Origin of the sequence: Alteromonas confluentis (genome assembly GCF_001757105.1) — a bacterium.
GTDB classification, from domain to species: domain Bacteria; phylum Pseudomonadota; class Gammaproteobacteria; order Enterobacterales; family Alteromonadaceae; genus Alteromonas; species Alteromonas confluentis.
In genome coordinates, this window is record NZ_MDHN01000045.1 from 27,963 (window position 1) to 52,588 (window position 24,626).

28 protein-coding genes are annotated in these 24,626 nt (G+C 46.1%); 17 read left to right on the forward strand and 11 right to left on the reverse strand.

Features of this window, described 5'->3' with window-relative positions:
- Positions 1–20: 20 nt before the first annotated feature.
- Positions 21–1,151, forward strand: a complete 1,131-nt coding sequence (nrdB, locus tag BFC18_RS20875) for a class Ia ribonucleoside-diphosphate reductase subunit beta (protein WP_070127703.1) — start codon at positions 21–23, stop codon at positions 1,149–1,151.
- A 14-nt stretch (positions 1,152–1,165) separates the two neighbouring features.
- On the forward strand, positions 1,166–1,438 hold the full coding sequence (gene yfaE, locus BFC18_RS21550) for a class I ribonucleotide reductase maintenance protein YfaE (RefSeq protein WP_083273229.1): 273 nt from the start codon (positions 1,166–1,168) through the stop codon (positions 1,436–1,438).
- 64 nt (positions 1,439–1,502) lie between these two features.
- On the opposite strand, the gene BFC18_RS20880 is transcribed toward yfaE, so the two are convergent.
- The gene (locus BFC18_RS20880) at positions 1,503–1,805 is read right to left on the reverse strand and encodes a hypothetical protein (RefSeq protein WP_070127704.1); all 303 of its coding nucleotides are present in this window, start codon (positions 1,803–1,805) and stop codon (positions 1,503–1,505) included.
- A 79-nt stretch (positions 1,806–1,884) separates the two neighbouring features.
- A complete protein-coding gene (gene efpL, locus BFC18_RS20885) occupies positions 1,885–2,457 on the reverse strand; it encodes an elongation factor P-like protein EfpL (protein WP_070127705.1) in 573 nt (190 codons plus the stop codon).
- A 237-nt stretch (positions 2,458–2,694) separates the two neighbouring features.
- Between efpL and BFC18_RS20890 the strand changes: the two genes are divergently transcribed.
- Both BFC18_RS20890 and BFC18_RS22065 read left to right on the forward strand, forming a co-directional pair.
- A complete protein-coding gene (locus BFC18_RS20890; RefSeq protein ID WP_070127706.1) occupies positions 2,695–3,309 on the forward strand; it encodes a LysE family translocator in 615 nt (204 codons plus the stop codon).
- Positions 3,310–3,453: 144 nt separating this feature from the next.
- On the forward strand, positions 3,454–4,005 hold the full coding sequence (locus tag BFC18_RS22065; RefSeq protein WP_083273230.1) for a prepilin-type N-terminal cleavage/methylation domain-containing protein: 552 nt from the start codon (positions 3,454–3,456) through the stop codon (positions 4,003–4,005).
- Positions 4,006–4,039: 34 nt separating this feature from the next.
- Here BFC18_RS22065 and BFC18_RS20900 read toward each other — a convergent pair whose 3' ends face one another.
- The 4 genes from BFC18_RS20900 to dapA form a co-directional block, all read right to left on the reverse strand.
- Positions 4,040–4,882 carry a DMT family transporter gene (locus BFC18_RS20900; protein WP_070127708.1) on the reverse strand — a complete coding sequence of 281 codons (843 nt, stop codon included), beginning with the start codon at positions 4,880–4,882 and terminating at the stop codon, positions 4,040–4,042.
- Between the two features lie 133 nt (positions 4,883–5,015).
- Complete coding sequence (purC, locus tag BFC18_RS20905) at positions 5,016–5,732, reverse strand: phosphoribosylaminoimidazolesuccinocarboxamide synthase (RefSeq protein WP_070127784.1); 717 nt, start codon at positions 5,730–5,732, stop codon at positions 5,016–5,018.
- 15 nt (positions 5,733–5,747) lie between these two features.
- The gene (gene bamC, locus BFC18_RS20910; protein WP_070127709.1) at positions 5,748–6,863 is read right to left on the reverse strand and encodes an outer membrane protein assembly factor BamC; all 1,116 of its coding nucleotides are present in this window, start codon (positions 6,861–6,863) and stop codon (positions 5,748–5,750) included.
- Between the two features lie 12 nt (positions 6,864–6,875).
- Complete coding sequence (gene dapA, locus BFC18_RS20915; protein WP_070127710.1) at positions 6,876–7,760, reverse strand: 4-hydroxy-tetrahydrodipicolinate synthase; 885 nt, start codon at positions 7,758–7,760, stop codon at positions 6,876–6,878.
- 264 nt (positions 7,761–8,024) lie between these two features.
- Between dapA and BFC18_RS20920 the strand changes: the two genes are divergently transcribed.
- Positions 8,025–8,552 (forward strand): glycine cleavage system transcriptional repressor, encoded by a 528-nt coding sequence (locus BFC18_RS20920; protein WP_070127711.1) that lies wholly within the window; start codon positions 8,025–8,027, stop codon positions 8,550–8,552.
- Between the two features lie 22 nt (positions 8,553–8,574).
- Positions 8,575–9,039: a thioredoxin-dependent thiol peroxidase gene (gene bcp, locus BFC18_RS20925; protein ID WP_070127712.1), complete on the forward strand. Its 465-nt coding sequence runs from the start codon at positions 8,575–8,577 to the stop codon at positions 9,037–9,039.
- A 62-nt stretch (positions 9,040–9,101) separates the two neighbouring features.
- Here the strand turns inward: bcp and BFC18_RS20930 are convergent, their stop codons facing one another.
- Positions 9,102–10,175: an AI-2E family transporter gene (locus tag BFC18_RS20930; protein ID WP_070127713.1), complete on the reverse strand. Its 1,074-nt coding sequence runs from the start codon at positions 10,173–10,175 to the stop codon at positions 9,102–9,104.
- A 248-nt stretch (positions 10,176–10,423) separates the two neighbouring features.
- On the opposite strand from BFC18_RS20930, the gene bepA reads away from it, so the two are divergent.
- Entirely contained in the window at positions 10,424–11,887 is a 1,464-nt protein-coding gene (gene bepA, locus BFC18_RS20935) for a beta-barrel assembly-enhancing protease (RefSeq protein WP_070127714.1), read from the forward strand.
- A 1-nt stretch (position 11,888) separates the two neighbouring features.
- Here the strand turns inward: bepA and BFC18_RS20940 are convergent, their stop codons facing one another.
- Positions 11,889–12,416, reverse strand: a complete 528-nt coding sequence (locus BFC18_RS20940; protein WP_070127715.1) for a TlpA disulfide reductase family protein — start codon at positions 12,414–12,416, stop codon at positions 11,889–11,891.
- A gap of 68 nt (positions 12,417–12,484) precedes the next feature.
- Between BFC18_RS20940 and arsC the strand changes: the two genes are divergently transcribed.
- From arsC to BFC18_RS20955, 3 genes are read left to right on the forward strand one after another with little or no spacing between them, the layout of a single operon-like run.
- Entirely contained in the window at positions 12,485–12,838 is a 354-nt protein-coding gene (arsC, locus tag BFC18_RS20945) for an arsenate reductase (glutaredoxin) (RefSeq protein WP_070127716.1), read from the forward strand.
- A complete protein-coding gene (gene wrbA, locus BFC18_RS20950) occupies positions 12,838–13,425 on the forward strand; it encodes an NAD(P)H:quinone oxidoreductase (RefSeq protein ID WP_070127717.1) in 588 nt (195 codons plus the stop codon). The genes arsC and wrbA overlap by 1 nt, the downstream gene beginning before the upstream one ends.
- An 11-nt stretch (positions 13,426–13,436) precedes the next feature.
- The gene (locus BFC18_RS20955; protein WP_070127785.1) at positions 13,437–13,856 is read left to right on the forward strand and encodes a DUF2069 domain-containing protein; all 420 of its coding nucleotides are present in this window, start codon (positions 13,437–13,439) and stop codon (positions 13,854–13,856) included.
- Here BFC18_RS20955 and hda read toward each other — a convergent pair.
- Together hda and BFC18_RS20965 are read right to left on the reverse strand one after the other, a co-directional pair.
- Positions 13,853–14,593, reverse strand: coding sequence for a DnaA regulatory inactivator Hda (gene hda, locus BFC18_RS20960; RefSeq protein WP_070127718.1), 741 nt, complete (start codon positions 14,591–14,593; stop codon positions 13,853–13,855). The genes BFC18_RS20955 and hda overlap by 4 nt on opposite strands.
- Before the next feature lie 7 nt (positions 14,594–14,600).
- Complete coding sequence (locus BFC18_RS20965) at positions 14,601–15,872, reverse strand: DUF2066 domain-containing protein (RefSeq protein WP_070127719.1); 1,272 nt, start codon at positions 15,870–15,872, stop codon at positions 14,601–14,603.
- 210 nt (positions 15,873–16,082) lie between these two features.
- On the opposite strand from BFC18_RS20965, the gene purM reads away from it, so the two are divergent.
- The 4 genes from purM to fadE all read left to right on the forward strand — a co-directional run bounded on the left by purM (position 16,083) and on the right by fadE (position 21,044).
- Positions 16,083–17,120 carry a phosphoribosylformylglycinamidine cyclo-ligase gene (gene purM / locus BFC18_RS20970; RefSeq protein ID WP_070127720.1) on the forward strand — a complete coding sequence of 346 codons (1,038 nt, stop codon included), beginning with the start codon at positions 16,083–16,085 and terminating at the stop codon, positions 17,118–17,120.
- Positions 17,120–17,770: a phosphoribosylglycinamide formyltransferase gene (gene purN, locus BFC18_RS20975; protein ID WP_070127721.1), complete on the forward strand. Its 651-nt coding sequence runs from the start codon at positions 17,120–17,122 to the stop codon at positions 17,768–17,770. Before purM ends, purN begins: the two co-directional genes overlap by 1 nt.
- On the forward strand, positions 17,730–18,476 hold the full coding sequence (locus BFC18_RS20980) for a DUF3108 domain-containing protein (protein WP_070127722.1): 747 nt from the start codon (positions 17,730–17,732) through the stop codon (positions 18,474–18,476). The genes purN and BFC18_RS20980 overlap by 41 nt, the downstream gene beginning before the upstream one ends.
- A gap of 141 nt (positions 18,477–18,617) precedes the next feature.
- Positions 18,618–21,044 (forward strand): acyl-CoA dehydrogenase FadE, encoded by a 2,427-nt coding sequence (gene fadE / locus BFC18_RS20985; protein ID WP_070127723.1) that lies wholly within the window; start codon positions 18,618–18,620, stop codon positions 21,042–21,044.
- A 67-nt stretch (positions 21,045–21,111) separates the two neighbouring features.
- On the opposite strand, the gene BFC18_RS20990 is transcribed toward fadE, so the two are convergent.
- The gene (locus BFC18_RS20990) at positions 21,112–21,747 is read right to left on the reverse strand and encodes a response regulator transcription factor (protein WP_070127724.1); all 636 of its coding nucleotides are present in this window, start codon (positions 21,745–21,747) and stop codon (positions 21,112–21,114) included.
- A 189-nt stretch (positions 21,748–21,936) separates the two neighbouring features.
- On the opposite strand from BFC18_RS20990, the gene cmoA reads away from it, so the two are divergent.
- The 3 genes from cmoA to BFC18_RS21005 all read left to right on the forward strand — a co-directional run bounded on the left by cmoA (position 21,937) and on the right by BFC18_RS21005 (position 24,626).
- On the forward strand, positions 21,937–22,689 hold the full coding sequence (cmoA, locus tag BFC18_RS20995) for a carboxy-S-adenosyl-L-methionine synthase CmoA (protein ID WP_070127725.1): 753 nt from the start codon (positions 21,937–21,939) through the stop codon (positions 22,687–22,689).
- The gene (gene cmoB, locus BFC18_RS21000) at positions 22,682–23,665 is read left to right on the forward strand and encodes a tRNA 5-methoxyuridine(34)/uridine 5-oxyacetic acid(34) synthase CmoB (RefSeq protein WP_070127726.1); all 984 of its coding nucleotides are present in this window, start codon (positions 22,682–22,684) and stop codon (positions 23,663–23,665) included. The genes cmoA and cmoB overlap by 8 nt, the downstream gene beginning before the upstream one ends.
- Positions 23,666–23,759: 94 nt before the next feature.
- Positions 23,760–24,626 carry a kinase gene (locus tag BFC18_RS21005; RefSeq protein ID WP_070127727.1) on the forward strand — a complete coding sequence of 289 codons (867 nt, stop codon included), beginning with the start codon at positions 23,760–23,762 and terminating at the stop codon, positions 24,624–24,626.

Consider the following 24,626-nt stretch of genomic DNA (forward strand, 5'->3'; position numbering starts at 1 on the left):
AATCGAGCTAAATTGCAGTTATGAAATATACAACGTTTAATCAACAAAGCGTCAATCCTCTCGTAGAACCTATGTTTTTCGGTAACCCTGTTAACGTGGCCCGTTACGATCAACAAAAACACAGCATCTTCGAGAAGTTGATTGAAAAGCAAATCAGTTTCTTCTGGCGTCCTGAAGAAGTCGATGTAACTCGTGACCGCGTGGACTTTCAGAAGCTGACTGAACCAGAGCAGCATATTTTTATTTCAAATTTGAAATATCAAACGCTGCTCGACTCAGTTCAAGGCCGTAGTCCTAATATCGCATTTCTGCCCATCGTTTCATTACCGGAACTGGAAACCTGGATCGAAACCTGGTCTTTCTTTGAGACTATTCACTCGCGTTCTTACACGCACATTCTGCGTAATCTGTTTTCTGATCCCAGTTCAATATTTGAAGACATTGTGGTTAATGAGCAGATCAAACGCCGTGCCGCAGATATCTCCCGTTATTACGACGACCTCATCTTCCACACTCAGCTTTGGCAAACCCAGGGCGAAGGCGTTCACACTGTCGATGGTGAAGTGTACGAAGTGAATATGCGTGTACTGAAGAAGAAAATGTACTTGTGTATGAACTCGGTTAACGCGTTGGAAGCTGTGCGATTCTATGTGTCATTTGCTTGTACCTTTGCGTTTGCTGAACGAGAACTAATGGAAGGTAATGCGAAAATCATCCGTCTTATTGCTCGTGATGAGAACCTGCATTTGTCCTCCACACAGCATATTCTTAACCTGTGGGCCCGAGGCAAAGATGATCCTGAAATGGCTGAAATTGCCGCAGAGTGTCATGAAGAAGCACGTCAAATCTTTATCAGTGCTGTAGAGCAGGAAAAGGAATGGGCAGATTACCTGTTCAAAAACGGCTCAATGATTGGCATGAATAAAGAAATTCTGTGTCAGTATGTGGAATACATCGCGAATCAGCGAATGACTGCCATTGGCTTCGAAGCGCCGTATGAAGTAAAGAGTAATCCACTTCCCTGGATGAACAATTACCTCAATTCCGATAACGTTCAGGTAGCACCTCAGGAATCTGAAATCAGCTCCTATCTGGTAGGACAAATCGACTCTTCCGTAAGTGAAGACGATTTCGCCGATTTCGAACTGTAAGCTTCCCATCGCGAATGGGAAAACCCGACACCACACTTCGCATCGACGTTGTCGATGTGGGGTGTGTTGATGCCATTTCCGATAAGACTCTGCTTGAATGTTTAGAACATGCTGGCGTGGAATGTCACTTTAATTGTCGTGATGGATTTTGTGGTGCCTGCCGCACAAAGCTAATTAGTGGTGAAGTCAGTTATACTGTCGATCCCCTCGCCTTCATCGATGACGATGAAATTCTTCCCTGTTGCTGCAAGCCTCTGACCAATTTGAAAATTGACGTACCACTTTAATCGAAAAAAAGCCCGCAATTGGCTGACCAATGCGGGCTTTTTTGATTAATGGCAGCAAAGATTATTAGCAATCCTTGTCTTCTAAGTCCATTTTCTCTTTCATTTTTTCGCAATTGTCTTCAATGGCGTTGCCTGCGTCATCAGCCCAGTCTTCTGCCTTATCCGCCGCATCTTCAGCAAAATCTTCAGTTTTATCCGCTAAGTCTGACGCGGCATTTTTTGCGTCATCCATCATTTCACTGGCTGCACCTTTCATTTTGCTCATTGATTCTTCAGTTTGCTCTTGCTTCTCTTCACTACAAGCACCCAGTACACAGGTAAACAAACCGATACAGGCAATCGTTGATAACTGTTTTACTATTTTCACAGGAATTTCCTTTTACTCGTTAAAATTAAACAGAAACCGCTCGTGGCTCCTGCCGTTAAAATACGTTTCGTTAAAATGATTACTTGTCAGCCCGACTCTGAAACTTACGTTCTTCAGTATTGATTTTGATCCACTCACCAGTACTGATGTACTCAGGGACTTGTACGACTAAACCCGTAGAAAGTTTGGCCGGCTTGGTACGCGAAGTCGCTGATGCACCTTTGATTGACGGATCGGTTTCAACTACTTCCAACTCCACACTCATTGGTAAGTCCAACGCTACTGGCACTTCACTCACAACCAATACTTGAATACCGTCTGTTTCTTCATTAATAAATAATGCTTCATCAGCGATGCTGTCTTTATTCAGATGATAAGGTGTGTAATCTTCCTTATCCATAAACACATATTCTTCGCCATCGATATACGAAAACATGGCTGGGCGTCGAACTAAATCGGCCATTTCCAGCATGTCGGAGTCCTTAAAGGTCTCATCGTACTTGGCACCACTTACTACGTCGTACATGCGCATACGATAGATACTGCCACCGGCACGGCCCTGTGGCACGGAACGCTCTATGTCACGAACAATACAGGTCTTTCCATCGAAAATAATCGTATTATTCTTTTTTATTTCACTTGCCTTAGGCATGGCGATTTCCTGTAAATGAGAGTCAGGCGAAAATACCTGATAAACAATTCCAGTTGGTATTTTCCGCCATTTCGCTTTGCTTAGAAAGCAGTTTTATTATTATCAATCCTTAATACTGTTTTAACCACATTGGATTTTCAATATTACACATTGATAGCAGAAATTAATCAGAAATATTTTTGCCTGAATGGTCAAATTCTGGCATCGTCTACGCCCGTTATTTAAGGAAATCTGTTTATGACCTGGGCCGTCTTGTCCGTTTTTATCCCAACATTCTTCTTTGTGTCTGTTACACCGGGTATGTGTATGACAATGGCCATGACATTGGGAATGAGTATTGGTGTTAAGCGTGCACTGTGGATGATGCTCGGCGAATTAATTGGGGTTGGTTTAGTCGCCACGCTCTCTGCAATCGGCGTAGCGGCATTACTATTAAATTATCCTACTTTATTTTCTGTTCTCAAACTCATTGGTGCTGCCTATTTGGCTTATACCGGTATTCAAATGTGGCTGTCCCGCGGAAAAATGGCCCTTACATCAGAAGAAACCCAGCCCGCAAGTCGTACAGCGTTAATCTCTCAAGGATTTATCACCGCCATCGCCAACCCCAAGGGATGGGCATTTTTTGTCGCATTATTGCCTCCGTTTCTTAAATCGGAGCAACCGTTGGCCGAGCAACTCATAACGTTAGTCGCCATAATCCTCACGTTAGAATTTAGCTGTTTATTAATTTATGCGTCAGGTGGCCGTTCGCTACGAACGTTACTGCTGCAGAGCGGTAATGTGCGTGTGATGAACAGAATTGCCGGCAGCTTAATGATTGGCGTAGGTGCCTGGTTAGCGCTTAGCTAGTTCTTTTATCTAACTGATAAACCTGCTTAATTATGTGTGCGGATACCTGTAAACGTGTCTGCATAACTGTCACACCGGTTTTCAGATTGCTCACAGAAAAACATTAATCTACGATTAAAGTTCCTGAATTATTACGAAATTATCATGTTGAAAACAAATCGTTATGCCCAGGGCTTTACCCTCATAGAACTCATTATTGTTATTATTATTCTTGGTGTTCTTGCCGTTACTGCAGCGCCTCGCTTCATTGACCTATCTGACGATGCCAATGATGCTGTAACGAATTCAATGATGGCGGGTTTCAAATCTGGCCTGACCTTGATGAATGCGAAGTATATGATCAGACGCACATCGCCCATTATGATCAATGGCCAGTCTGTGACGTTCTCTGATAATGGCTGGCCGAAAGGCTCGACAAACGACAGCGCGGGTTGTGCTGAATTATGGTCAAATGTGTTTGCTGATCCGCAGCCTGTAAACGTAATGAATGATTTCGGTTCAGCAATGACAGCAGGTTGGAATACGGTTTACTATGCTGATTCCAGTGCTGAAGTGTGCGCGTACTTGAAAAGTAGTTCCGCAGGAACGCTTTCTGGCTATTCCGCCCCTTATTTCGTTTACTTTATTAGCGATACTAATTATCCCGCGTATGGCTATGAAGGTAGTCCCGGCCAGGTGAAAATGTACAATTTGTAACCCCACTTGCTCAGAAAGCGTGAATCAAGGCATGTCAATTTACGCTTCTTTTGCTTTTAATGACTAACACGATACCACCGATTATCGCCAAACTGGCAAGTACGATGCGTATTGTGATTGTTTCGTTAAGGAACAACCATCCCATAAAAGTGGCGATTACCGGTACACTGAGTTGTAACGTAGCTGCATTGGTGGCTTTTAGCTCGGGCAACACAAAGTACCACAGCGCATAGCCCAACCCCGAGGCGATGGCGCCCGAAAGCACGCCATAAATGATGCCTGGATCTGACATGGAAAAAGGTTCAGCCATCACCAAGAACAAGACAACTGCAAAAGGTGTCGTACGCAAGAAATTCCCTGACGTCATCAAAAGCGGCGCCGCAACCCCCTTGCCCAAAATGGAATAAACGCCCCAACTCACGCCCGCCAGGATCATAAGTGAGGCAGACACGAGCGGTGGCGCAGTAACACCTGGCAATACCAGATATACCAGCCCGCAAAACGCGATGAGAAAGCCTGCTGATTGCGCCATTGAAAACCGTTCACCGCGGAAGAAGCCAATTCCAATCATGGTAATTTGTACCGCACCAAATAGCAGCAGTGCTCCCGTGCCCGTTGTTACATGTTGGTAAGCGAATGAAAAACCCGCTGCATAGCAAAACAGTGCAATAGCGCCTGCCCAGCTACCCTGCCTTGCCGGCTTGTGCCCTTTGAATTGGATAAATAGACTGAGAATAAGTGCACCGCTGAGCAACCTAACAAATGTGAATGTTGCGGGACCAATGTCGGTCTCGACCAGCGCCATACGACAGAGTAAAGAATTAGCGGCGAACGCTATCATGGCAAGACAGGCAAACAGGTATGTGGATACTGGCATGTAAATCTCCCTGATATTTTACTCACCTTCCCACGAAGAAATTATAATGACAATGCTACTAAGGCACTGTTTGCTAAAAAATTGTAAAAATAAAAAAAGCACCCGAAGGTGCTTTTTTTCAAAATTGCTTTTATTAAAGTGTCAGGCCTAAACGCTCAGCAACTTCGATATAGGTTTCAACAACTGAACCTAACCCTTGACGGAAACGGTCTTTGTCCATTTTCTTACGGGTTTCTTTATCCCATAAGCGACAACCATCCGGGCTGAATTCATCGCCGAGAATAATGTTGCCATCGGCGTCGAGGCCAAACTCAAGTTTGTAGTCGACCAGAATCATACCGCCTTCATCGAACAATGCTTTAAGCACATCGTTCACAGCGAATGTTAAGCGCTTCATTTCAGCGATTTGCGCTTCAGTGGCCCAACCGAAGGCTGTGATGTGGTAATCGTTGACCATAGGGTCATGCAGCGCATCATTTTTGAGGAAGAACTCAAAAATTGGCTTATCATTCAGCATTAACCCTTCTTCAACACCCAGACGGCGAACCAGTGAACCCGCTGCAACATTTCTTACAACACATTCAACCGGGATCATATCCAGTTTCTTAACCAAAGAGTCGGTGTCAGACAGCAGAGCTTCTACCTGGGTAGAGATACCCGCTTCTTCCAGCTTGGTCATGATGAAGTGATTAAACTTGTTGTTCACCTCGCCCTTACGGTCGAGTTGCTCAATCTTTTCACCGTCAAATGCCGATGTGTCATTTCTGAACTCAAGGATCAGTTTTTCACTGTCGTCAGTGAGATATACCGTTTTCGCTTTACCGCGGTACAGTTCTTCGCGCTTTTCCATCATCAATCTCGAAATTTAGATATCCAGGTTATCTTCTGTCATTACACGAGCAAATTGGTCGTATAAGTCAGCAACCTGATTAGGTTCAAACGGTTCACTCTCATCGTTCATGAAAGTAATGCTCGTTTTGTTTTCGCCAATGGCCTGAACTTTCAAACGATACTCACCCTTTTCAAGCAGATCTTTATCGTCAGAAAATAGTCCACTCCACCAACCGCTGTCTTCATCATTATAGGAAACAAACAGCAGTCCAGTTGATTTGTCTAAATCTTTAACGTCGAAGCCCATCTTACGTAAAACGAGTAACATTCTGGGCCACGCAATATCGTATTGTGCATCAACAACATAGGCTGGCGCGCCATCGCCGTCGAAGCCCATTTCGATGTTCAAACCACTACGGATTTGCGCAATACGTTTGCTTTCGTCTAATTTAATCTGATACTCGTAGTGACCAAGCACTTCATTAAGAATACCAATCTCTTCACGGCGTTCTGTCATTTCGTTGATCGATGCAAGTGTTTCGGCATCACCAGACGAAGACTTCATTTTGTAGTCATCTAAGCTAGCGCTTAACGCTGCAGAGCGACCATGCGCTTTTACGTCGAGTTGGAAAACAAATCGGCGAGAAACTTCCGATGTTTTAGCATCAGAAAAATCGTACCAGGAGTCATCAGAAACGATACGCTCTACCGTCCAGTCGGTCACCAGTTTTCCTGCTGCTTTATCGAAGCTTTCGACACCTATTTGCTTTTCTTCTAAAAAGCTCAGTACGGTGTCCCAAATAGCATCTTCTAACGGCTTGCTGTCGTCGACCTGATCAAAAACCACAACGGCTGAATCGCTGCCTTCTTCAACTCGTGAACCAGCAACGAGGGGCAAAACCAGTGCGGGTGATTGCACTGAGAGACTACGTCCAATCAAATTGTTGTCTGCACCGTCACCGACATTAGGTAACTCATACTGCTGACTAAATTCAGGTGAATCGAGCCCTTCAGGCACTTTTACAGAAGCGCGTTGGGATACGTCAAGATAGTCGTAACTGCCTGAAGCCGTTTGATAATCTTGTTGGCTTGAACAACCTGCCAGGGCCAATACAGACAGGCCACTTAGCAAAGCCAGTGTGTTTTTCATCGGAAATCCTTCTTAACCAGAAATCAATGCGTGTTTTTTTAGTAGTTCTTCGAGTGCTTTTTGGCTCGCAAGTTCCGGTAAAACCATCGGTAATCGTAATTCGGCGCTATTTATTAGCCCCATTTTGTATAAAGCCCACTTTGGCATGACAGGATTGGGTTCGATAAACATGCCGTTATGAAGCGATGCAATACTAGCATTAATTGCACGACATTCCTCTGCATTTCCTGCCAGACCCGCTTCACACATTTTTGAAATGGCGCCAGGTACCACGTTGGCTGTCACCGAAATAACACCGTGGCCGCCCTGACACAAAAATTCTGCACTGGTACCATCGTCGCCGCTTAACAGCACAAAGTCATCGGGTACTAACGCCTGAGTAGCTTTAAGACGCTCTAAATTGCCGGTGGCATCTTTCAGACCAACAATTTTCTTGTGAGAAGCCAGTTCTGCAACAGTTTCAGGCAGCATATCGGCAACGGTACGACCAGGTACGTTATAAAGCAGTACCGGTAAGTCAGTCGCATCGGCAATCGCATTAAAGTGCGCCACCATGCCACGTTGCTGTGGTTTGTTGTAGTAAGGTACAACGCTGAGGAAACCGTCAATTCCCAGACCCGCCATTTGTTCACTAAGGAAAATAGCTTCGTCGGTGGCGTTTGCACCACTGCCTGCTATCACCGGGATACGACCCGCAGTAACAGCAACGGTTTGTTTGACTACTTCAATATGTTCTTCAAATGGCAACGTCGCAGATTCACCGGTAGTACCCACTGAAACAATACCATGTGTGCCCTGCTCGATATGAAACTCTACAAGTTTCTCAAGCGCAGGATAATCTATCTCACCAGTCTGAGTCATTGGTGTGATTAGCGCAACGTAACTGCCTTTAAACATATTATCTCCCACATTTTGTGAGCGCACATGGTAATGAGGTAAAGGGGTAAAAACAAGTTATCGCGCGGGCTTTTTAGCAGGAAATCGCCATCGTTATCCTAAATACTGAATATTTTACGAAAGCCGTATTGTAAAACCCATAATATTGATGGTTTTCTGGGCAAGCGTTCATCAACGATTCTTTACCACTGCGGACAAGAAACTGGCATCGAAATTTTAGGATGTGTTACCATTCAAATGGTTAACAGAATAATAAGCCACCACATGAATCATCAACTCATTGTCACTATTCTTGGTACAGATCGCAGCGGTATTCTCAGTGAAATTGCCGATACGGTTTCCGATGCTCACTGTAATATCCTCGATAGTCGGCAAGCTATTTATGGCAAAGAATTTTCACTGACGATGATAATTGAAGGGTCGCATCAAGCTATTACCCGCGCCGAACTGGCTATTCCGCCGGTTTGCCAACGTCTTGATTTGCTCTCGATGATGAAGCGTACAAGTCATCATGAAAAACAGAATCTCGACCACCTTTATGATGTTGAATACAGTGGTGTAGACAGTCACGGACTTTTACGGTCTGTTACCCGCTTTTTTGCAGAAAGAAATGTGTCTATCAGCGCGTTCAGACAGCGTACATTCACCAATAAGGAAAGTGGTCAGGAAATGATGCGCTGTAAGTTTATTGTCAACACACCAGATACTCTTGATATTGCCCTTTTGAGACAAGAAGCTGACGAATTGTTTTCTTCCATTGGTCTCACCGGCAGTATTACCAGGAAAGATTAATCCGCTAGATTTAAGGAGCGTTATGAATACCTTGGCGGCCGGCGATAAAGCGCCAGCATTTACTTTACCCGATCAAGACAATAACCCGGTAAACCTCACTGACTTTGCCGGAAAAAAAGTCTTAGTTTATTTTTACCCTAAGGCGATGACACCCGGTTGTACTGTTCAAGCGCAAAATCTGCGTGATAGCAAAACCGCGCTGGATGATAAAAACGTGGTGGTATTAGGAATAAGCCCTGATGCGGTTAAACGTTTGCCAAAATTTATTGAAAAAGAAGGCCTTAACTTTACCTTATTGTCTGATGAAGACCACGCCGTTGCAGATGCGTTTGGCGTATGGGGGCCGAAGAAGTTTATGGGCAAGGAATATGATGGCATTCACCGTTTAAGCTTCCTCATTGATGAACATGGTACGGTTGAACATGTTTTCAATAAGTTTAAGACAAAAGATCACCATCAGGTCGTGTTGGATTACCTCGAAGGTTAAACTTAACTTAACCCTAGTCACATCACAAAAATCCCCCGAATTCGGGGGATTTTTTTATGTTTTTATTGCTCCGGCAATATCACTTCCGGGCCTGACCAGGCAGTAATAACGGCTTTCACTAGCGTTGCCAGAGGTATGGCGAAAAACACGCCCCAGAATCCCCACAGACCACCAAAGAAAAGCACCGCAACAATAATGTAAAGAGGATGCAGGCTCACCGCTTCAGAGAACAATAACGGCACTAACAAGTTACCGTCCAGTGCCTGAATAATACCGTAAGCGATCATCAGGTAATAAAAGTCCGGGGTTAGCCCCCACTGAAATAAGGCAACGACGGCCACAGGGATGGTTACCACGGCAGCACCAATGTATGGGATCAGTACAGACAAGCCGACTAAAACCCCTAGCAGAATTGAATAGCGTAAATCCATTAACGCAAAGGTGACGCAGGACACCGCGCCGACAATAACAATTTCGATTACCTTACCGCGTATGTAGTTAGCAATCTGTGTGTTCATTTCATGTCCCACCTGGGTGATGAGACGCCGCTCCGCTGGGAGCAGATTGGAGATACTGTCAAGAAAGAACATTTTGTCTTTGAGCATGAAAAATACCATTAACGGTACCAGTATCATGTATACCAAGAGTGCGGCCACATTGCCCAGCGAACTGACCGATGCAGACAGGACTGTCTGCCCGAACTCCACCATGTGATCGTTAAACCCTTCCATCATTTGTTGAATTTGATACACCTGAACGTAGTCTGGGTAGCGATCGGGTAAACGCAATATCCACTCCTGCGCGTTTTGCCAAATGAGCGGCGTTTCCTGAATCAAATTCACGCTTTGCTTACTGATAGTCGGCACTAATCCAACCAATAACAAAATGGTAATCGCCACAAAGGCGACCATTACCAAACTACATGCCAGGGTTCTCCCCACCCCCACATTTACCAACCGTGTAACGGGCCAATCAAGCAGGTAGGCAATCACAGCCGCCACCAAAACAGGCATAATCAGGCCACCCCAGACAACCAAAACGGTGGCAGATAATAGGATCAAGATGAGCAGCATTGCTGCATCAGGATCGGAGAATTTTCGGCGGTACCAGCGGCCGAATACACTGAATAAACTCATAAATTCTGCTCAACAGGAACAAAAAGGAATCGCATCATAGGAGATATCAACCGTCGCCTGCAAGGGCAGACCATTGATGTTGCACACTAAGTGCGGGATTTATCGCTATATTATACATACCGACTTATAGCATTAACCGGTATTGTACGGCACAATAGTTAAATATTGCGATGGATAATTGAAACTTATCTATCCGGTCACCACTCTATGTGTTAACGCTTTGGTGGTACTCTACAGTAAAAGGTTCGATGAGATATTTAGCGCGCAACGGAATGAAGTTAGGTCTGTTTCTTCTGGCAATGAGTTTTTCAGTTATTGCACAGGAGAGTAAATTCAATGATCGTAATGCCCTGCCTGAGATTGGCGTGGTAGCCTCTGACGTTCTTTCTTTAGATAAAGAGATGCTGATTGGTGATGCGGTTATGCGACAAATGCGTGGCGGCGCCCCTGTTATAGGCGATCCTGTACTTGATGAATATCTACAGGATTTAGGTAATCGTCTGGTTATTGAAGCCGAGAACACGAAATTTCCATTCGAATTCTTTTGGGTGAATAACGACGCCATCAACGCTTTTGCCTTTTACGGCGGTCATATCGGTGTACATACCGGTCTCATTCACAATGCGAAGAATGAAAGCGAACTGGCTTCTGTTTTGGCCCACGAAATTTCACACGTTACCCAACGTCACCTTGCCAGACATATTCAAGCCCAACAGCGGGCTGCGCCAATTGCCATTGCGAGTATGCTTGGCGGTGTGTTGTTAGCCATGGCCGACCCGCAAGCAGGCATGGCAGCAATTTCTGCTGGGCAAGCCACGTCAGCGCAGATGTCTATCGACTATACCCGTTCCAATGAGCAGGAAGCTGACCGTATTGGCATAGGAATGTTAGCCCGCGCCGGTTTTGATCCAGAAGCGGCTGCTACATTTTTCCAAACCTTAACGGCGCAGTACCGCATGGTATCCAGACCGCCTGCACGATTAATGTCTCACCCACTCACCGAAACCCGGGTTGCCGATGCGCGAGCCCGAGCAAGGGACTTTCCTCGAGTACACATACGCGAAAGCCTCTCATTTCATTTAGCCAAAGCGCGCGTCATGTCTCGTTACACGTTCGATAAAAACTACAGCTTGGATTACTATCAAGACGTAGTGCGCAAAAAAGACTACGTGATGAAAGAAGCCGCTGAATACGGCCTTGCTCTCGCCTACCTGCGAAATGAAAAGGTGGTAGAAGCGAAAGAAATTATCGATACGTTACTGGCGGCTAACCCGGAAAACCTGTTTTATCTTGATGCAGCAACGGATATTTCGCTGGCACAACACAAAGCCGATGAAGCCGTGGCAAGGTTAAAACCTCATCTTGCACGCACGCCGCGTAATCAAGTACTCGCACTAAATCAGGCGAATGCGATGATTGCCGCCGGCGACAATGATGACGCCATTATTATTTTAAAAGACTTCCTGCTGGTACACCCAGACTACGAAATTGCGTATCAATTGCTGACAGAAGCTTATAAAAATGAGAAAGACTTTCAAGGTATGCATCAAAGCAAAGCTGAGTTGATGGTATTGAATGGCGCTTATAAGCCGGCCATTGATGAATTGCAGTTTGCTTACAATTTTACTGCTGATAAACACCTTGCAAAGCAACGGATACGCGCCCGCATCAAACAGCTACGAGAACAACAAGAACGGCTAGAGCGCTTGTAGCTTAGTGCTCGTCTGCAGAGTGCGCGCCCTCAACTTCTTGCCTTAAGTGATTTAGCCGCTCGCGCAGGGCCGTTTCGGTTTGCTCCCCGTAAAGCGTTTGGGCTACCTCACCCGAAGGCGATATGAGGTAGGTAGCAGGTAAATAGCCAGGGAAAGCCATAGGTAGCGTAAAGTCGTCGCTAGTATTTAACACGTCGAATTCAACGTTTAAATCATTCACCAATTGCTGCAGTGCTTGTTGACTCCCCCCGTCATAACTCACACCAATAATCTGTACGTCATTTTCAAGAGAACGATACAGCCTATTGAGGGCCGGTATTTCGCGTAAACAAGGCGCACACCAGGGAGCAAAGAAATTCACCACTTTCCAATTTTCGCTTTGCCAACGGATCGGCTCTCCCGTTAGGGTTTTAGCATCAGCCTGCATAGAATGATTAACCACAATACCTGCCGTCATCGCCAACAGGCAAAGGAAGGCAACCACAAATAAAAAAACCGTTTTTTTTACGCTATTTTTGTTTTCGGTCATGTGAATATCCAACCTATCCTTGCTAGAATTCCTGATAACGAAACTATAACACAAACAAAGTGATGCCAATGTCTACCATTCAGATCCTTCACAATCCGCGCTGTTCCAAAAGCCGTCAAACTCTGACTTTATTACAGGAGAATGGCATTGAGCCAGAGGTCATTGAATACCTCAAAAATCCCCTCAGCAAAACTGAACTTGAAGCGTTGGCGGAAAAACTGGGCGTAAATTCTCCCCTTGAAATGATGCGCACTAAAGAAGCTGAATTCAAAGAACAGGGCCTCAAAGCAACGGATATCACAGCAGACCAGCTTTTTTCTGCGATGGCAGATACGCCTAAGTTGTTAGAACGGCCAGTAGTGATCAATGGTAATAAAGCCCGCATTGGTCGTCCCCCTGAAGCTGTGCTGGAAATTCTCTAATGACAAAAATTCTGGTGCTGTATTATTCCCGGAACGGTAGCACTAAATTGCTCGCCAACCAGATAGCGAAAGGCGTAGAAAGCACCGGTGCCGAGGCCATGCTACGCACTGTTCCGCCGATACCTGATTATTTGTCGACCCAACCTGCAGTACCCGAGTCTGGTGCGCCTTTTGTGAGTCAGCAAGATCTCAGCAACTGTGATGGGTTGGCACTGGGCAGCCCTACCCGCTTTGGCAATATGGCTGCACCGTTAAAGCACTTTCTCGACAGTACCAGTCAGGCATGGCTGAAAGGCACACTTATTAATAAGCCCGGTTGTGTTTTTACTTCCACCGGCAGCATGCACGGTGGACAGGAAACCACCCTGCTTACCATGATGCTACCTTTGTTGCATCACGGCATGGTGTTGTGTGGTTTACCGTACTCTGAAGCCGCTCTCCATGACACAGAAACCGGTGGCTCTCCCTACGGCGCAACACATGTAGCGACCAATCACCAACAAGCCTTGTCAGAACATGAAAAACAACTGGCATTCGCACAGGGTAAAAGGCTAGCCCTACTTGCGAATCAATTGAAAGGAAGTTAGCCATGGCACCTATGTCATCGAAAACCCGGACATTTCGCTACCTTGCGTTAAGCTGTCACTTAATGCTGCTGGCTTGGGTAACACTGTGGCAGTTCACGCTGGTTAATGAACGGGTATACAGCACAACATTCATTGCCATTGTATATATTCTGCCTTTATTGCTGCCGCTGCGCGGTGTAATTGCAGGCAAACCCTACACCCATGCCTGGGCCAACTTCATTGTCCTATTCTATGTCATTCATGGGTTCACTGCGGGTTACGCGGCACCAGATGAGCTCGCCTACGCGGTAATCGAACTGGTACTCGCCACCGGTATGTTTATTGGTTGCAGTGCCTTTGCCCGTATGCGAGGCCGCGAGTTAGGAATGGGTTTGAAGAAATTAAAAGATGTGATGCAGGAAGAAAAAGACCGTTTCGAAAACCACTCTTAATTTTCTATTCCCAGCTCTCGTTTTATCATCGCAACCGAGAGCTTTTTCTGCTCCTGCAAAGAGCGGGTATCTAATCTCGCCAGCAAATTCATCAGCGTAGGTAAATCACGCTCACAATGGTTCATTAAGAACATTAACGCTTGTTTTGAGAAGCCCATTCCACGTTGTGCGGCACGATGTTTCAAAATGGCCAAGCGATTGTCGTCACTCAGTGCGTGGAGTTGATACGTTATACCCCAGCTTAGTCTCGAACGTAAATCAGGTAATTGAAAGGCAGGATGATTCGGGCCCATGGCCGAAGCCCACAATAAAACCGATGTGTGATGATCGACCACCCGGTTGATAAAGTGGAATAACGCCTCTTCCCATTCGGCAATACCCGCAATGGCATCAATATTGTCGAGACACACATAAGGTAATAGCTCTAAGCCATCGAAGATAATTGGCGTCCACTCTTTGTGATCACGGAGGTTAAGATAGATATGCGATGTGTTACGTGCAGCAAGCTGATGACAAACCGCATAAAGCAAGTGGCTTTTTCCTTTACCATGCGCACCAATGATGCCTACCGCAGCGAGAGGATTATTATCAAGGGAACTGAAAGCCGGGTTAATGCGCCATTCACTACCGCTTTGACTCAAAGCTCTAAGAAAATCTGCCAGGTCCTGATTATCACCGCCGACATAACTTCCGAACGTTTCATCTACGGGCAGAGAGACTGGAAGCGGTAACTGCATAGCGGACTTATTCGTTCCAGTAGAAATTCTGCCCTTCCAATCTATTTCCTGCCGCATCTGTAACAGGTTTTAGTCTGGAGTCGAGCTTGATGACTTTGTAAAAGTCATCTGGCCGGGACCGTAAGGTCAGTGAAAATGTGGCAACAGAGCCTTCTTGTTCAATCAAAGAAACGGCTTTCACGATACTCATTTGCGCCATGTACTCTCGTGCATGCACATACTTTTCTAATGAGTCCACATTGGCGACCGAAATAGTCAGCAGATCTTCGGTAATGTTCTCTTCAGTGGTGTTTACCGAAAAATGCTTGCCGAGAAAATCGCTGTAATCTTCCAGAAAAAGCGCGGCCAGTTCTGCCGGGTCATCTGCGTATACGCTGCCAAAATTGATATCAGTATTGTCGATAACTACCCAATCCAATGCGTAAGCGCCATCCTGACTCTGATTCCCCATTTCCTCAAATTCGCTGCGGGAAAATGCTGGCGCTTTTGACGCCTGTACCAAATCGTCGACCAAATACGTATTTAAGTCTTGTAAACCGTTATTGGAAAAAGCGGGGCGATAACTGTCATATTTGAGTTTTCTGACCTGTTCCTGGGTCTTTTTTGCTTCTTCGATATCAGGAACGGCATTTTCTTCTACTTTATAAAGACGTGCCCCTACAATGTAGTCTGGCTGGTAACGCGCTGATGCTTCTTTGAGACTAACGGCAAACCGCCCCCATACATCGTAAACACTAATACTTAAGCTATCATCAAGGTCCATTAACGGGAACACCACCGGCACACCGCGCTCCGTGGCGACTTCACGTAATGCTTCAGTAATGTCGTTGGCAGTACCGTCACTGATAATCTCGCGATTTGAATTATCATCCTGGGTTGCCAACCATATAAGGGTATCTGGGCGACGCTGGCCCCAGATGGGTAATCCAGCCTCACGCAATTCCTGAGTAACGGTTTGCGAATCAAATTCGCCCACATAAAACAGTTCGCCGTTATTCATTTCGAATCGATAGGCCCGCAAGTAGCGTTGTGGCTCGGATAGCATAGTTCTCACCGATGCCTGTTTCAGCGCATCCCTTTGACCGGTAATTTTCACAACCACTTGTTCAAGGGCGGTTCTCGTTGCAGCGCGCTGCGTGCGGGAAGATTGATTTTCCACTGCCACACTGGCTTCGTTGACGGATACGGTTGTACTGGCAATACAACTCACACTAGCCACTGAGGTAAAGACCAATACGCAGGCTGGAATAAAGCGAAGAATAATACGTTGAAAAAACATGAAGATTTAGCGTCGCTCCGGGAAAGTGAAAGCTCATGAACTAAAGAAATCGTATTGTGAGTTATTTGACAGAATTTTTCACCACTAAAATGTAAAACTTTGACAGCAACTGGTTTTGCCACAACAATTTCGTAACCCGTCGCTGTTGGACTTACCGCAACTTGCTGGTAGAATCCGCGTCTTTCAAACCACCGCACCAGGGCCATACTCGTGAGCGAAAATAAACAGTCACTTAGCTATAAAGATGCAGGCGTAGATATCGATGCCGGAAATCAATTGGTTGAACGAATCAAATCCGTTACCAAACGGACTAGCCGTCCAGAAGTTCGTGGCGGTTTAGGTGGCTTTGGCGCACTGTGCGAGTTACCGGCAAAATATAAGCGCCCGTTACTGGTTTCTGGTACCGATGGTGTGGGCACTAAATTACGTGTAGCCATGGATGCCAAGCGTCATGACGGCGTGGGTATCGACCTGGTGGCCATGTGCGTTAATGACCTGATTGTACAAGGTGCTGAACCCTTGTTCTTCCTCGATTACTATGCAACAGGTAAGTTAGATGTTGATGTTGCTGCAGACGTGGTTACCGGTATCGGTGAAGGTTGTGTGCAAGCAGGCTGCGCATTAATTGGTGGTGAAACCGCTGAAATGCCTGGCATGTACCACGACGGCGACTACGACATTGCGGGTTTCTGTGTGGGCGTGGTGGAAGCCGACAACGTTATCGACGGCACGGGTGTTAAACCCGGTCAGAAAATTATTGCGTTAGGCTCATCTGGTCCTCACTCAAATGGTTATTCGTTAATCAGAAAAATTATTGAAGTAAGTGGCGCAGACGTCAATGCAGATCTCGACGGCAAGCCGTTAATTGATCACCTTCTGGCCCCTACCCGCATCTACGTAAAATCCGTATTGGCACTGCTTGAAAAAGTAAAAGTAGAAGCGATTTCACATATTACCGGTGGTGGTTTCTGGGAAAACATTCCGCGCGTTTTGCCTGACGATGCCAAAGTGGTTGTCGAGGAAAACAGCTGGGAATGGCCAGTAGTGTTTGACTGGCTGCAGGAAAACGGCAATGTTACCCGTCATGAAATGTATCGTACCTTTAACTGCGGTGTAGGTCTGATTATCGTAGTTGACGAGAAAGACGTAGACGAAACCATTGAGATCCTGACCGCTGGTGGCGAAAAAGCCTGGTTGCTGGGTCACATTGAACCACGTAATGACGGTGAGCAGGTAGAGATCAACTAATGTCTGCAGCAAAGCCACGCATTTGCGTACTGATTTCCGGAAACGGTTCTAACCTTCAGGCAATGATAGATGCCGTTGAAGGTGGCCAGTTAAATGCTGAAATTGTGGCGGTTATTTCAAACCGCCCTGGCGTTTTCGGCCTGGAGCGCGCTGAGAAAGCAGGTATACCTGCACATTGTCTCGACCACAAAGATTACCCGGTACGTGATGAATTTGACGCAAAACTGCAATCACTGATTGATAGTGTAAAACCTGATGCTGTTGTACTGGCAGGATTTATGCGCATTCTGACTGCAGAATTTGTCGAACATTTTTCCGGTAAACTATTGAACATTCATCCATCTTTGTTGCCAAAGTTCAAAGGGTTAAATACCCATCAACGTGCTATAGATAACGGCGACAGCGAACACGGTGTCAGCGTTCATTTTGTTACCCCGGAACTCGATGGTGGTCCGGTCATCATTCAAAGCCGTGTACCGGTGTTTGAAGATGACGCCGCTAGCGATTTGGCTGAACGGGTGCAAGAGCAGGAACGCCGCATTTACCCACTCGTATTACAGTGGTTTGTAGCCGGTAGACTGACGATGAAGGACAATAAGGCTGTACTTGATGATCACATTCTTCCGCCACAAGGCTACGCCAGCGAATAATCGTATTTCTTTCACTGTATCGTTGTTTATGCTGCTGATGACATCATCAGCAGCATTTGCTGACGATGGTCCGGTCATCCCACCGTTTGAAGCAGAGTACACCGCTTATAAATGGGGTGGCGATGTAGGCAATGTCTCTATCAAACTTGAATATCTGAAAGATGAGCAGTATGCCCTCACCTATCATTCAGATGTGTCAAAGTTTTTCCTCTCTGACGAACGTTTCGAACACTCCGTTTTCTTCGCCTCTGAGCAATTTATTCACCCGTTTTCTTACTACTACAAGCGCACTGGAACCGGGCCCGATAAAGAGCTTGAAGTAAAGTTTGCCAGTTATCCGGAAAAGCAAATTGAAATTAAAGGCGGTGAAACGCTGCCTTGGAATGGCGAAACTGATAACCAACTCTACCGTATCGACTTAGCCCGAAAATTGGCAGCCGGTGAAACTGAAGTCAGTTATGACTTCGTCAACTATCGCGGCGAACTCAAAAATTACGACATTAAAGTCACTGGCAATGAAACCCTCGATTTACCTTACGGCAAACTCGCGACCATTAAAGTTAAATTACTTCGCGACCACAGCAGTTCTCGGGAAACCTTTGCTTGGTTTGCCCCCTCGTTGGATTATAACCTTGTCCGCTTGCAGCAATTCAAAGATGGTGACGAACAGGGCGATATTCGTCTAAAAAGCTACCGTCACCTTTAATTGACTGACTTCTTTTATTATTCATCTCTCGTTCCTTGACCTTTTTTCGTTGAGGGATTAGCTTAAGGTCATTAGTCTGGTCTGACCTCATAGTAATGCTTTCTAAAAGCATTACATTCTCATACGGTAAAGGAGCTTAATATGGGTGAACTCGTCTGGTTATTGGTTTTCCTGCTGACGGCCAGTGTCGCAGCATATAAACGGATGACGTTGTCTAACACTGTTTCACTTTTAGCCGGCGTGATGGTACTCGGTACCTTATTCGGTAGTATTGGTTTTTTCAGTTGGTTGGTTTTTCTTATTGTCGCCGTACCACTTTCAATCCCGGATATTCGTCGACCTTACATCACTAAACCCATACTCGCTTTCTATAAAAAAGTCAGTCCTGAGATGTCAGCCACTGAGCAGGAAGCGATTGATGCCGGCACTGTCTGGTGGGATGGTGAACTGTTTTCTGGTAAACCCAATTGGGACAAGCTTCATGCCATTCCTAAAGGGCGACTAACACCAGAGGAGCGGGCGTTCCTTGATGGGCCTGTAGATCGGGTCTGTCACATGGTTAACGAATGGCAAATTAACCATCAGAATGCTGATTTGTCGCCAGAGATCTGGGCCTACCTGAAAGAGCACAAATTCTTCGCCATGATCATTAAGAAGAAATACGGTGGCCTCGAATTTTCTGCTTTTGCCCAATCAAGAGTAATTCAGAAGTTAGCAGGCTGCTCAGCCGTGTTATCAAGCACGGTAGGCGTACCAAATTCACTGGGTCCCGGCGAACTGTTACAGCACTATGGTACACCAGAGCAGCAAGATCATTACCTGCCGCGGCTGGCAAATGGTGATGAAATTCCCTGCTTCGCATTAACAGGCCCGGAAGCCGGCTCCGACGCCGGTGCGATTCCAGACGTAGGCATCGTTTGCAAAGGGGAATGGGAAGGCAAAGAAGTGCTTGGTATGCGCCTGACATTTAACAAACGCTACATTACCCTGGCACCGGTTGCCACCGTGGTAGGCTTGGCGTTTAAACTAGAAGACCCTGATAGTTTGTTAGAGCATGATGCCTCAGGTATCACCTGCGCCTTGATCCCACGAGATACCAAAGGGCTTGAAATTGGGCGCCGTCACTTTCCATTGAATACCCCTTTCCAGAATGGTCCCGTCAAAGGCAATGACATCTTTGTGCCGCTTGATTTTATAATCGGTGGTCCGCGAATGGCTGGTAAAGGTTGGCGAATGCTTATGGAATGCTTGTCTGTTGGACGCTGCATCACGTTACCCTCTACCGGTGCAGGTGGCGCGAAGTCTGTCGCCCTAGCGACCGGCGCTTATGCCCGTATTCGTCGTCAATTCCGTATTCCTGTGGGGAAAATGGAAGGCGTTGAAGAAATGCTGGCGAGGATTGGTGGTAACGCTTACCTCATGGATGCAGTAACACGCTTTTCCACTGTTGGCGTTGATTTAGGCGAAAAGCCCTCAGTCATTTCAGCCATTGCCAAATATCACTTAACCGAAAAGATGCGCCAGGTGATTAATGACGCCATGGATGTTCACGGGGGTAAAGGCATCATGCTCGGCCCGAACAACTACCTTGGTCGTGGTTACCAGGGGGCGCCCATTTCCATTACGGTTGAAGGGGCCAACATTCTTACCCGCAACATGATGATATTTGGTCAGGGTGCTATGCGTTGTCACCCTTATGTGCTGGCCGAAATCCAAGCCGCAGGCCTAGAGGACAAACGAGAGCAGTTACGCGCCTTTGATAAAGCCGTATTTGGCCACATCGGCTTTGCCATTGCTAACAAGGTACGTAGCTTCTGGTTCTCCATAACTGGCGGTATTTTCCATCGTGCCCCGTTTAACGATAACACCGCGCGCTACTATCAGTTGTTACAAGGCTACAGTGCTAACCTTGCCTTTCTGACCGACATTTCCATGGGAATGCTCGGCGGCGATCTGAAACGTCGAGAGCGACTCTCTGCCCGTCTTGGTGATATTCTCAGTGGATTGTATCTGGCCAGTGCCACGCTCAAGCGTTTCGACGAAGACGGCCGCTTGTTTGAAGATGCGCCAATGATGCATTGGGCGATGCAAAATACATTGTTTGATATTGAAGAAGCCCTCGATAACTTTATCGCAAACTTCCCCAGTAAACCCATGTCTGTGGCAATGCGGCTTCTGGTATTGCCTTTCGGACGTCTTTGTAAGCGACCTGATGACAAACTGGAACACAAGATTGCCACTGTACTACAAACACCTGGTACAGCCCGCAGTCGATTAGGCGACGGTCAATATTTAACACGAGAAGAAGGCAACCTGTTTGGCGACCTCGAACAAACCCTTGACGATATTCTCGAAGCGGAACCTATTTTTGAACGCATAAGTAAGCAGAAAAAAGCCCGCCTCTCTTTTACCAACCTCGATGCTCTGGCGGATGAAGCCTTGGCTGCAGACTGGATTGATGAAGAAGAAGCTGCGCTGCTGAAGCGCGCTGAAGCGGGTCGACTACGCACGATAAATGTGGATGACTTCGACAACGAAGAATTGGTGGCGAAAATCAATACATTGTAATGTCGTTTTCCAGATACAAAAATGCCGCTTTAATAGAAAGCGGCATTTTTTTGTACAACAGTAAAGGTTAACTAAACTGCAGTTTATCCATGAGCAGTACGGCTTGAGTACGGGTGTTAATCTCAAGTTTACGTAGAATGGCACTAATGTGCGCCTTAATGGTGGCTTCAGTCACATTCATTTCATGGGCGATTTGTTTGTTCATCAAGCCAGCGCGTAAGAAACTTAACACCTGAATTTGCTTTGGCGTGAGTTCGCGGAATCGCTTCAGGAGAATGGTCAACTCTTCATCTACGTTCTGCAAATCTTCTTTCATTTCTTCAGGCACCCAATTCTCACCGCTTTTAATAGTGACAATGGCAGATGCAATTTCTTTCGTTGGTGAGGATTTAGGAATAAAGCCTTCCGCCCCAAGCCCCATAACCTGTGCAACCACATCAATAGATTCGTTGGCTGAGATGACTGCAACGGGTAAATCTGGATATTCATCTTTTACTGTGATCAATCCGTTGAAATATTCACCACCAGGCATGTTCAAATCTAACAACAATAAATCAATCTGCCTGTTTGCAGCCAGTACAGACATCATTGCCTCAAGACTGCCAGCTTCGAGAATTTCAGCATCTTTAAAGTACGGCTCAAGGGCGGCGCTAAGTGCTTCTCTAAACAGTGGATGATCGTCTGCGACTAAAATACGGGTCATAAATGCGTGCTCGATCTTTTATAGAAATTTGCTAATCTGTATAGACTAATACTTTAGGCTAAGGATATAAAGTCAATTTAGCGCACACGGCTTGATTATTCATAATAATTTTCCTTTTATGTGAAAAAATTCTGCCAATCCTTTAAAATCGCCGCCTGTTTTTTCAATTTTTCCATCCGGACAGCTTCTGTGCAAAAGTCAGACACTATATTTGCGAATCACATGACCCAGGTCAGTGACTTCCGTTTCGATGAACATGTTGCCGATGTTTTCCCCGACATGATTCAGCGCTCGGTACCGGGCTATCAAACCATTCTTCATACTATTGGCGAACTAGCCCGGGAACGGGTAACGAATAACAGCAACGTGTATGATTTGGGTTGTTCATTAGGCGCTGCCAGTTTATCTGTGGCCAGAAGCACCGAGCACGTTAAGTGCAATATCATTGGTATAGATAATTCCCAGGCCATGGTTGAGCGATGCGAACGTGTGGTCTCCAGCTTTAACTTGCCTAATCCGGTTTCCATTCGTTGTGAATCAGCACTGGAAACTACCATTGAAAACGCCTCAATGGTGATCATGAACTTCACGCTCCAGTTTATTCCGCCTGCCGAACGAGAAGGATTACTTGCGACTATTTTCGCAGGCCTCAACCCCGGCGGTATTTTGGTGCTTTCAGAAAAAATTCAGCATCCGAGTGAAGCCGGCAATCATCTGCTTATTGATTTGCACCATCAATTTAAACGCAATAATGGTTACAGCGAATTAGAAGTGAGCCAAAAGCGAGCTGCTTTAGAAAACGTCATGCTTACCGACACCTTTAAGGTTCACGAAGACCGCCTCAAAGGCGTAGGCTTTACTGATGTTGTAATGTGGTTCAAGTGTTTTAACTTTACTTCCATGGTGGCGATTAAAGCCCCCCAGGAGTCTGGCAATGAATAAGCTTGCCGATCGCTGGTTCAAAGATTGTTACGAACAGGTATTACACTCGCCGCTGTCACATTGGCTAGAGACATTGCCTGCCCAAATTGCTCACTGGCAGAAAAACGATTTACATGGTGAGTTCAATAAATGGTGTAAGTTGCTGGAAAAGTTACCTGATGTACCTGCTGGTAATGTTGACTTACTCGACTCGGTAACGATTGGCGATGCCAACAGCGTAACAGACTATCAACAAAAGCAAATTGAAGGGTTGCTAAAGCAATTCATGCCATGGCGAAAAGGCCCCTTCCATCTGCACGGTATTCATATCGACACTGAGTGGCGTTCAGACTGGAAATGGGATCGCGTGCTACCGCACATTAGTCCATTACAAAATCGCTACGTACTCGATGTGGGTTGTGGCAGTGGTTATCATATGTGGCGGATGCTGGGTCAAGGCGCGTCAGGAGTGTATGGTATCGACCCCTCGCAATTGTTTTTGATTCAATTTCAGGCGATTAAACATTACTGTCAAAATTCAGCTATTCATTTCCTGCCGCTAGGTATCGAACAAATGCAGCCAGTGAAAGCCTTTGATACCGTATTTTCAATGGGTGTGCTATACCATAGAAAGGATCCAATGCTGTTTCTTACTCAACTGAAAGATCAGTTACGTAAAGGCGGTGAACTGGTACTCGAAACGTTGGTGGTAGACGGTGATGAGCAAGCGGTGCTGTTGGCCGGTGAACGCTATGCGCAAATGCGTAACGTGTGGTTCTTACCGAGTGTGAATGCGCTCACCGTATGGCTTGAGCGACTCGGTTTTGAAAATATCCGCGTTGCCGATATCAATACCACCTCACTGGAAGAGCAGCGAACCACCGAATGGATGACCTCTCAGTCTTTGGTCGATTTCCTCGACCCTGAAGACAATAGTAAGACCATTGAAGGCTATCCTGCACCACAACGTGCCGTTTTAGTCGCCACGAAAAAGTAGCTTTTACGCCAACATGGTGACCTATGTTGGCATAATTGTTGTAGTTACTACTCTCATAAGATTGTGCTGAGATGCACGCCACATAGGTAGTAACATGGATATTACGGGCTTTCTGACCGAACACCAATTACCGGACAGCTATCGCACCACTGCACTAAAGTGGTTCATGCCGCTCGCAGAGGAAATTGCAGAGCACCAAAAGAGTGCAAACAAACCTTTCTTTGTTGGCGTTAATGGCTGTCAGGGTTCAGGAAAATCCACCTTATGTGATTTTCTGGTTCATTATTTTACTTCTAAAAACCTCACCGCCGTGACGGTGTCTCTCGACGACTTCTACCTTTCAAAACAATCGCGCGTTGAGTTAGCTGAATCTGTTCACCCGTTGCTTAAGACCCGGGGCGTACCTGGCACCCACAACACGCCACTCGCATTGCAAACATTTACCGCATTAGGTGAAACGGAAGACGTTGCCCTCCCCCGTTTCAATAAAGCCATTAACGACCCTTTCCCATCGGCGCAGTGGCCGGTTATTCAAGCCCCCGTAGATATCGTGCTTATGGAAGGCTGGTGCTGGGGCGTAGATGCACAAGCGCCACAAGCACTAAACGAACCGGTTAACATCCTCGAGTCTGAGGAAGACCCAGACGGCACCTGGCGCAATTTTGTTAACGATAAAATTACTGACGAATATGAATCCTTATACCGATTTATGCAGTATTGGGTAATGTTGAAAGGTCCATCGTTTGAACACGTGTATAAATGGCGATGCGAGCAAGAACATAAACTTGCCGCAAAAACCGGGAAGCACAACGCTGGCATTATGTCTGATGAACAAATTCTACGCTTCATACAGCACTATCAACGACTTACCGAACATGCATTTGCCACACTGCCAGATAAATGTAATCAGGTATTTGAACTCGACGAAAACCGAATAATAAAAGACGTAATCAGGAAGTAG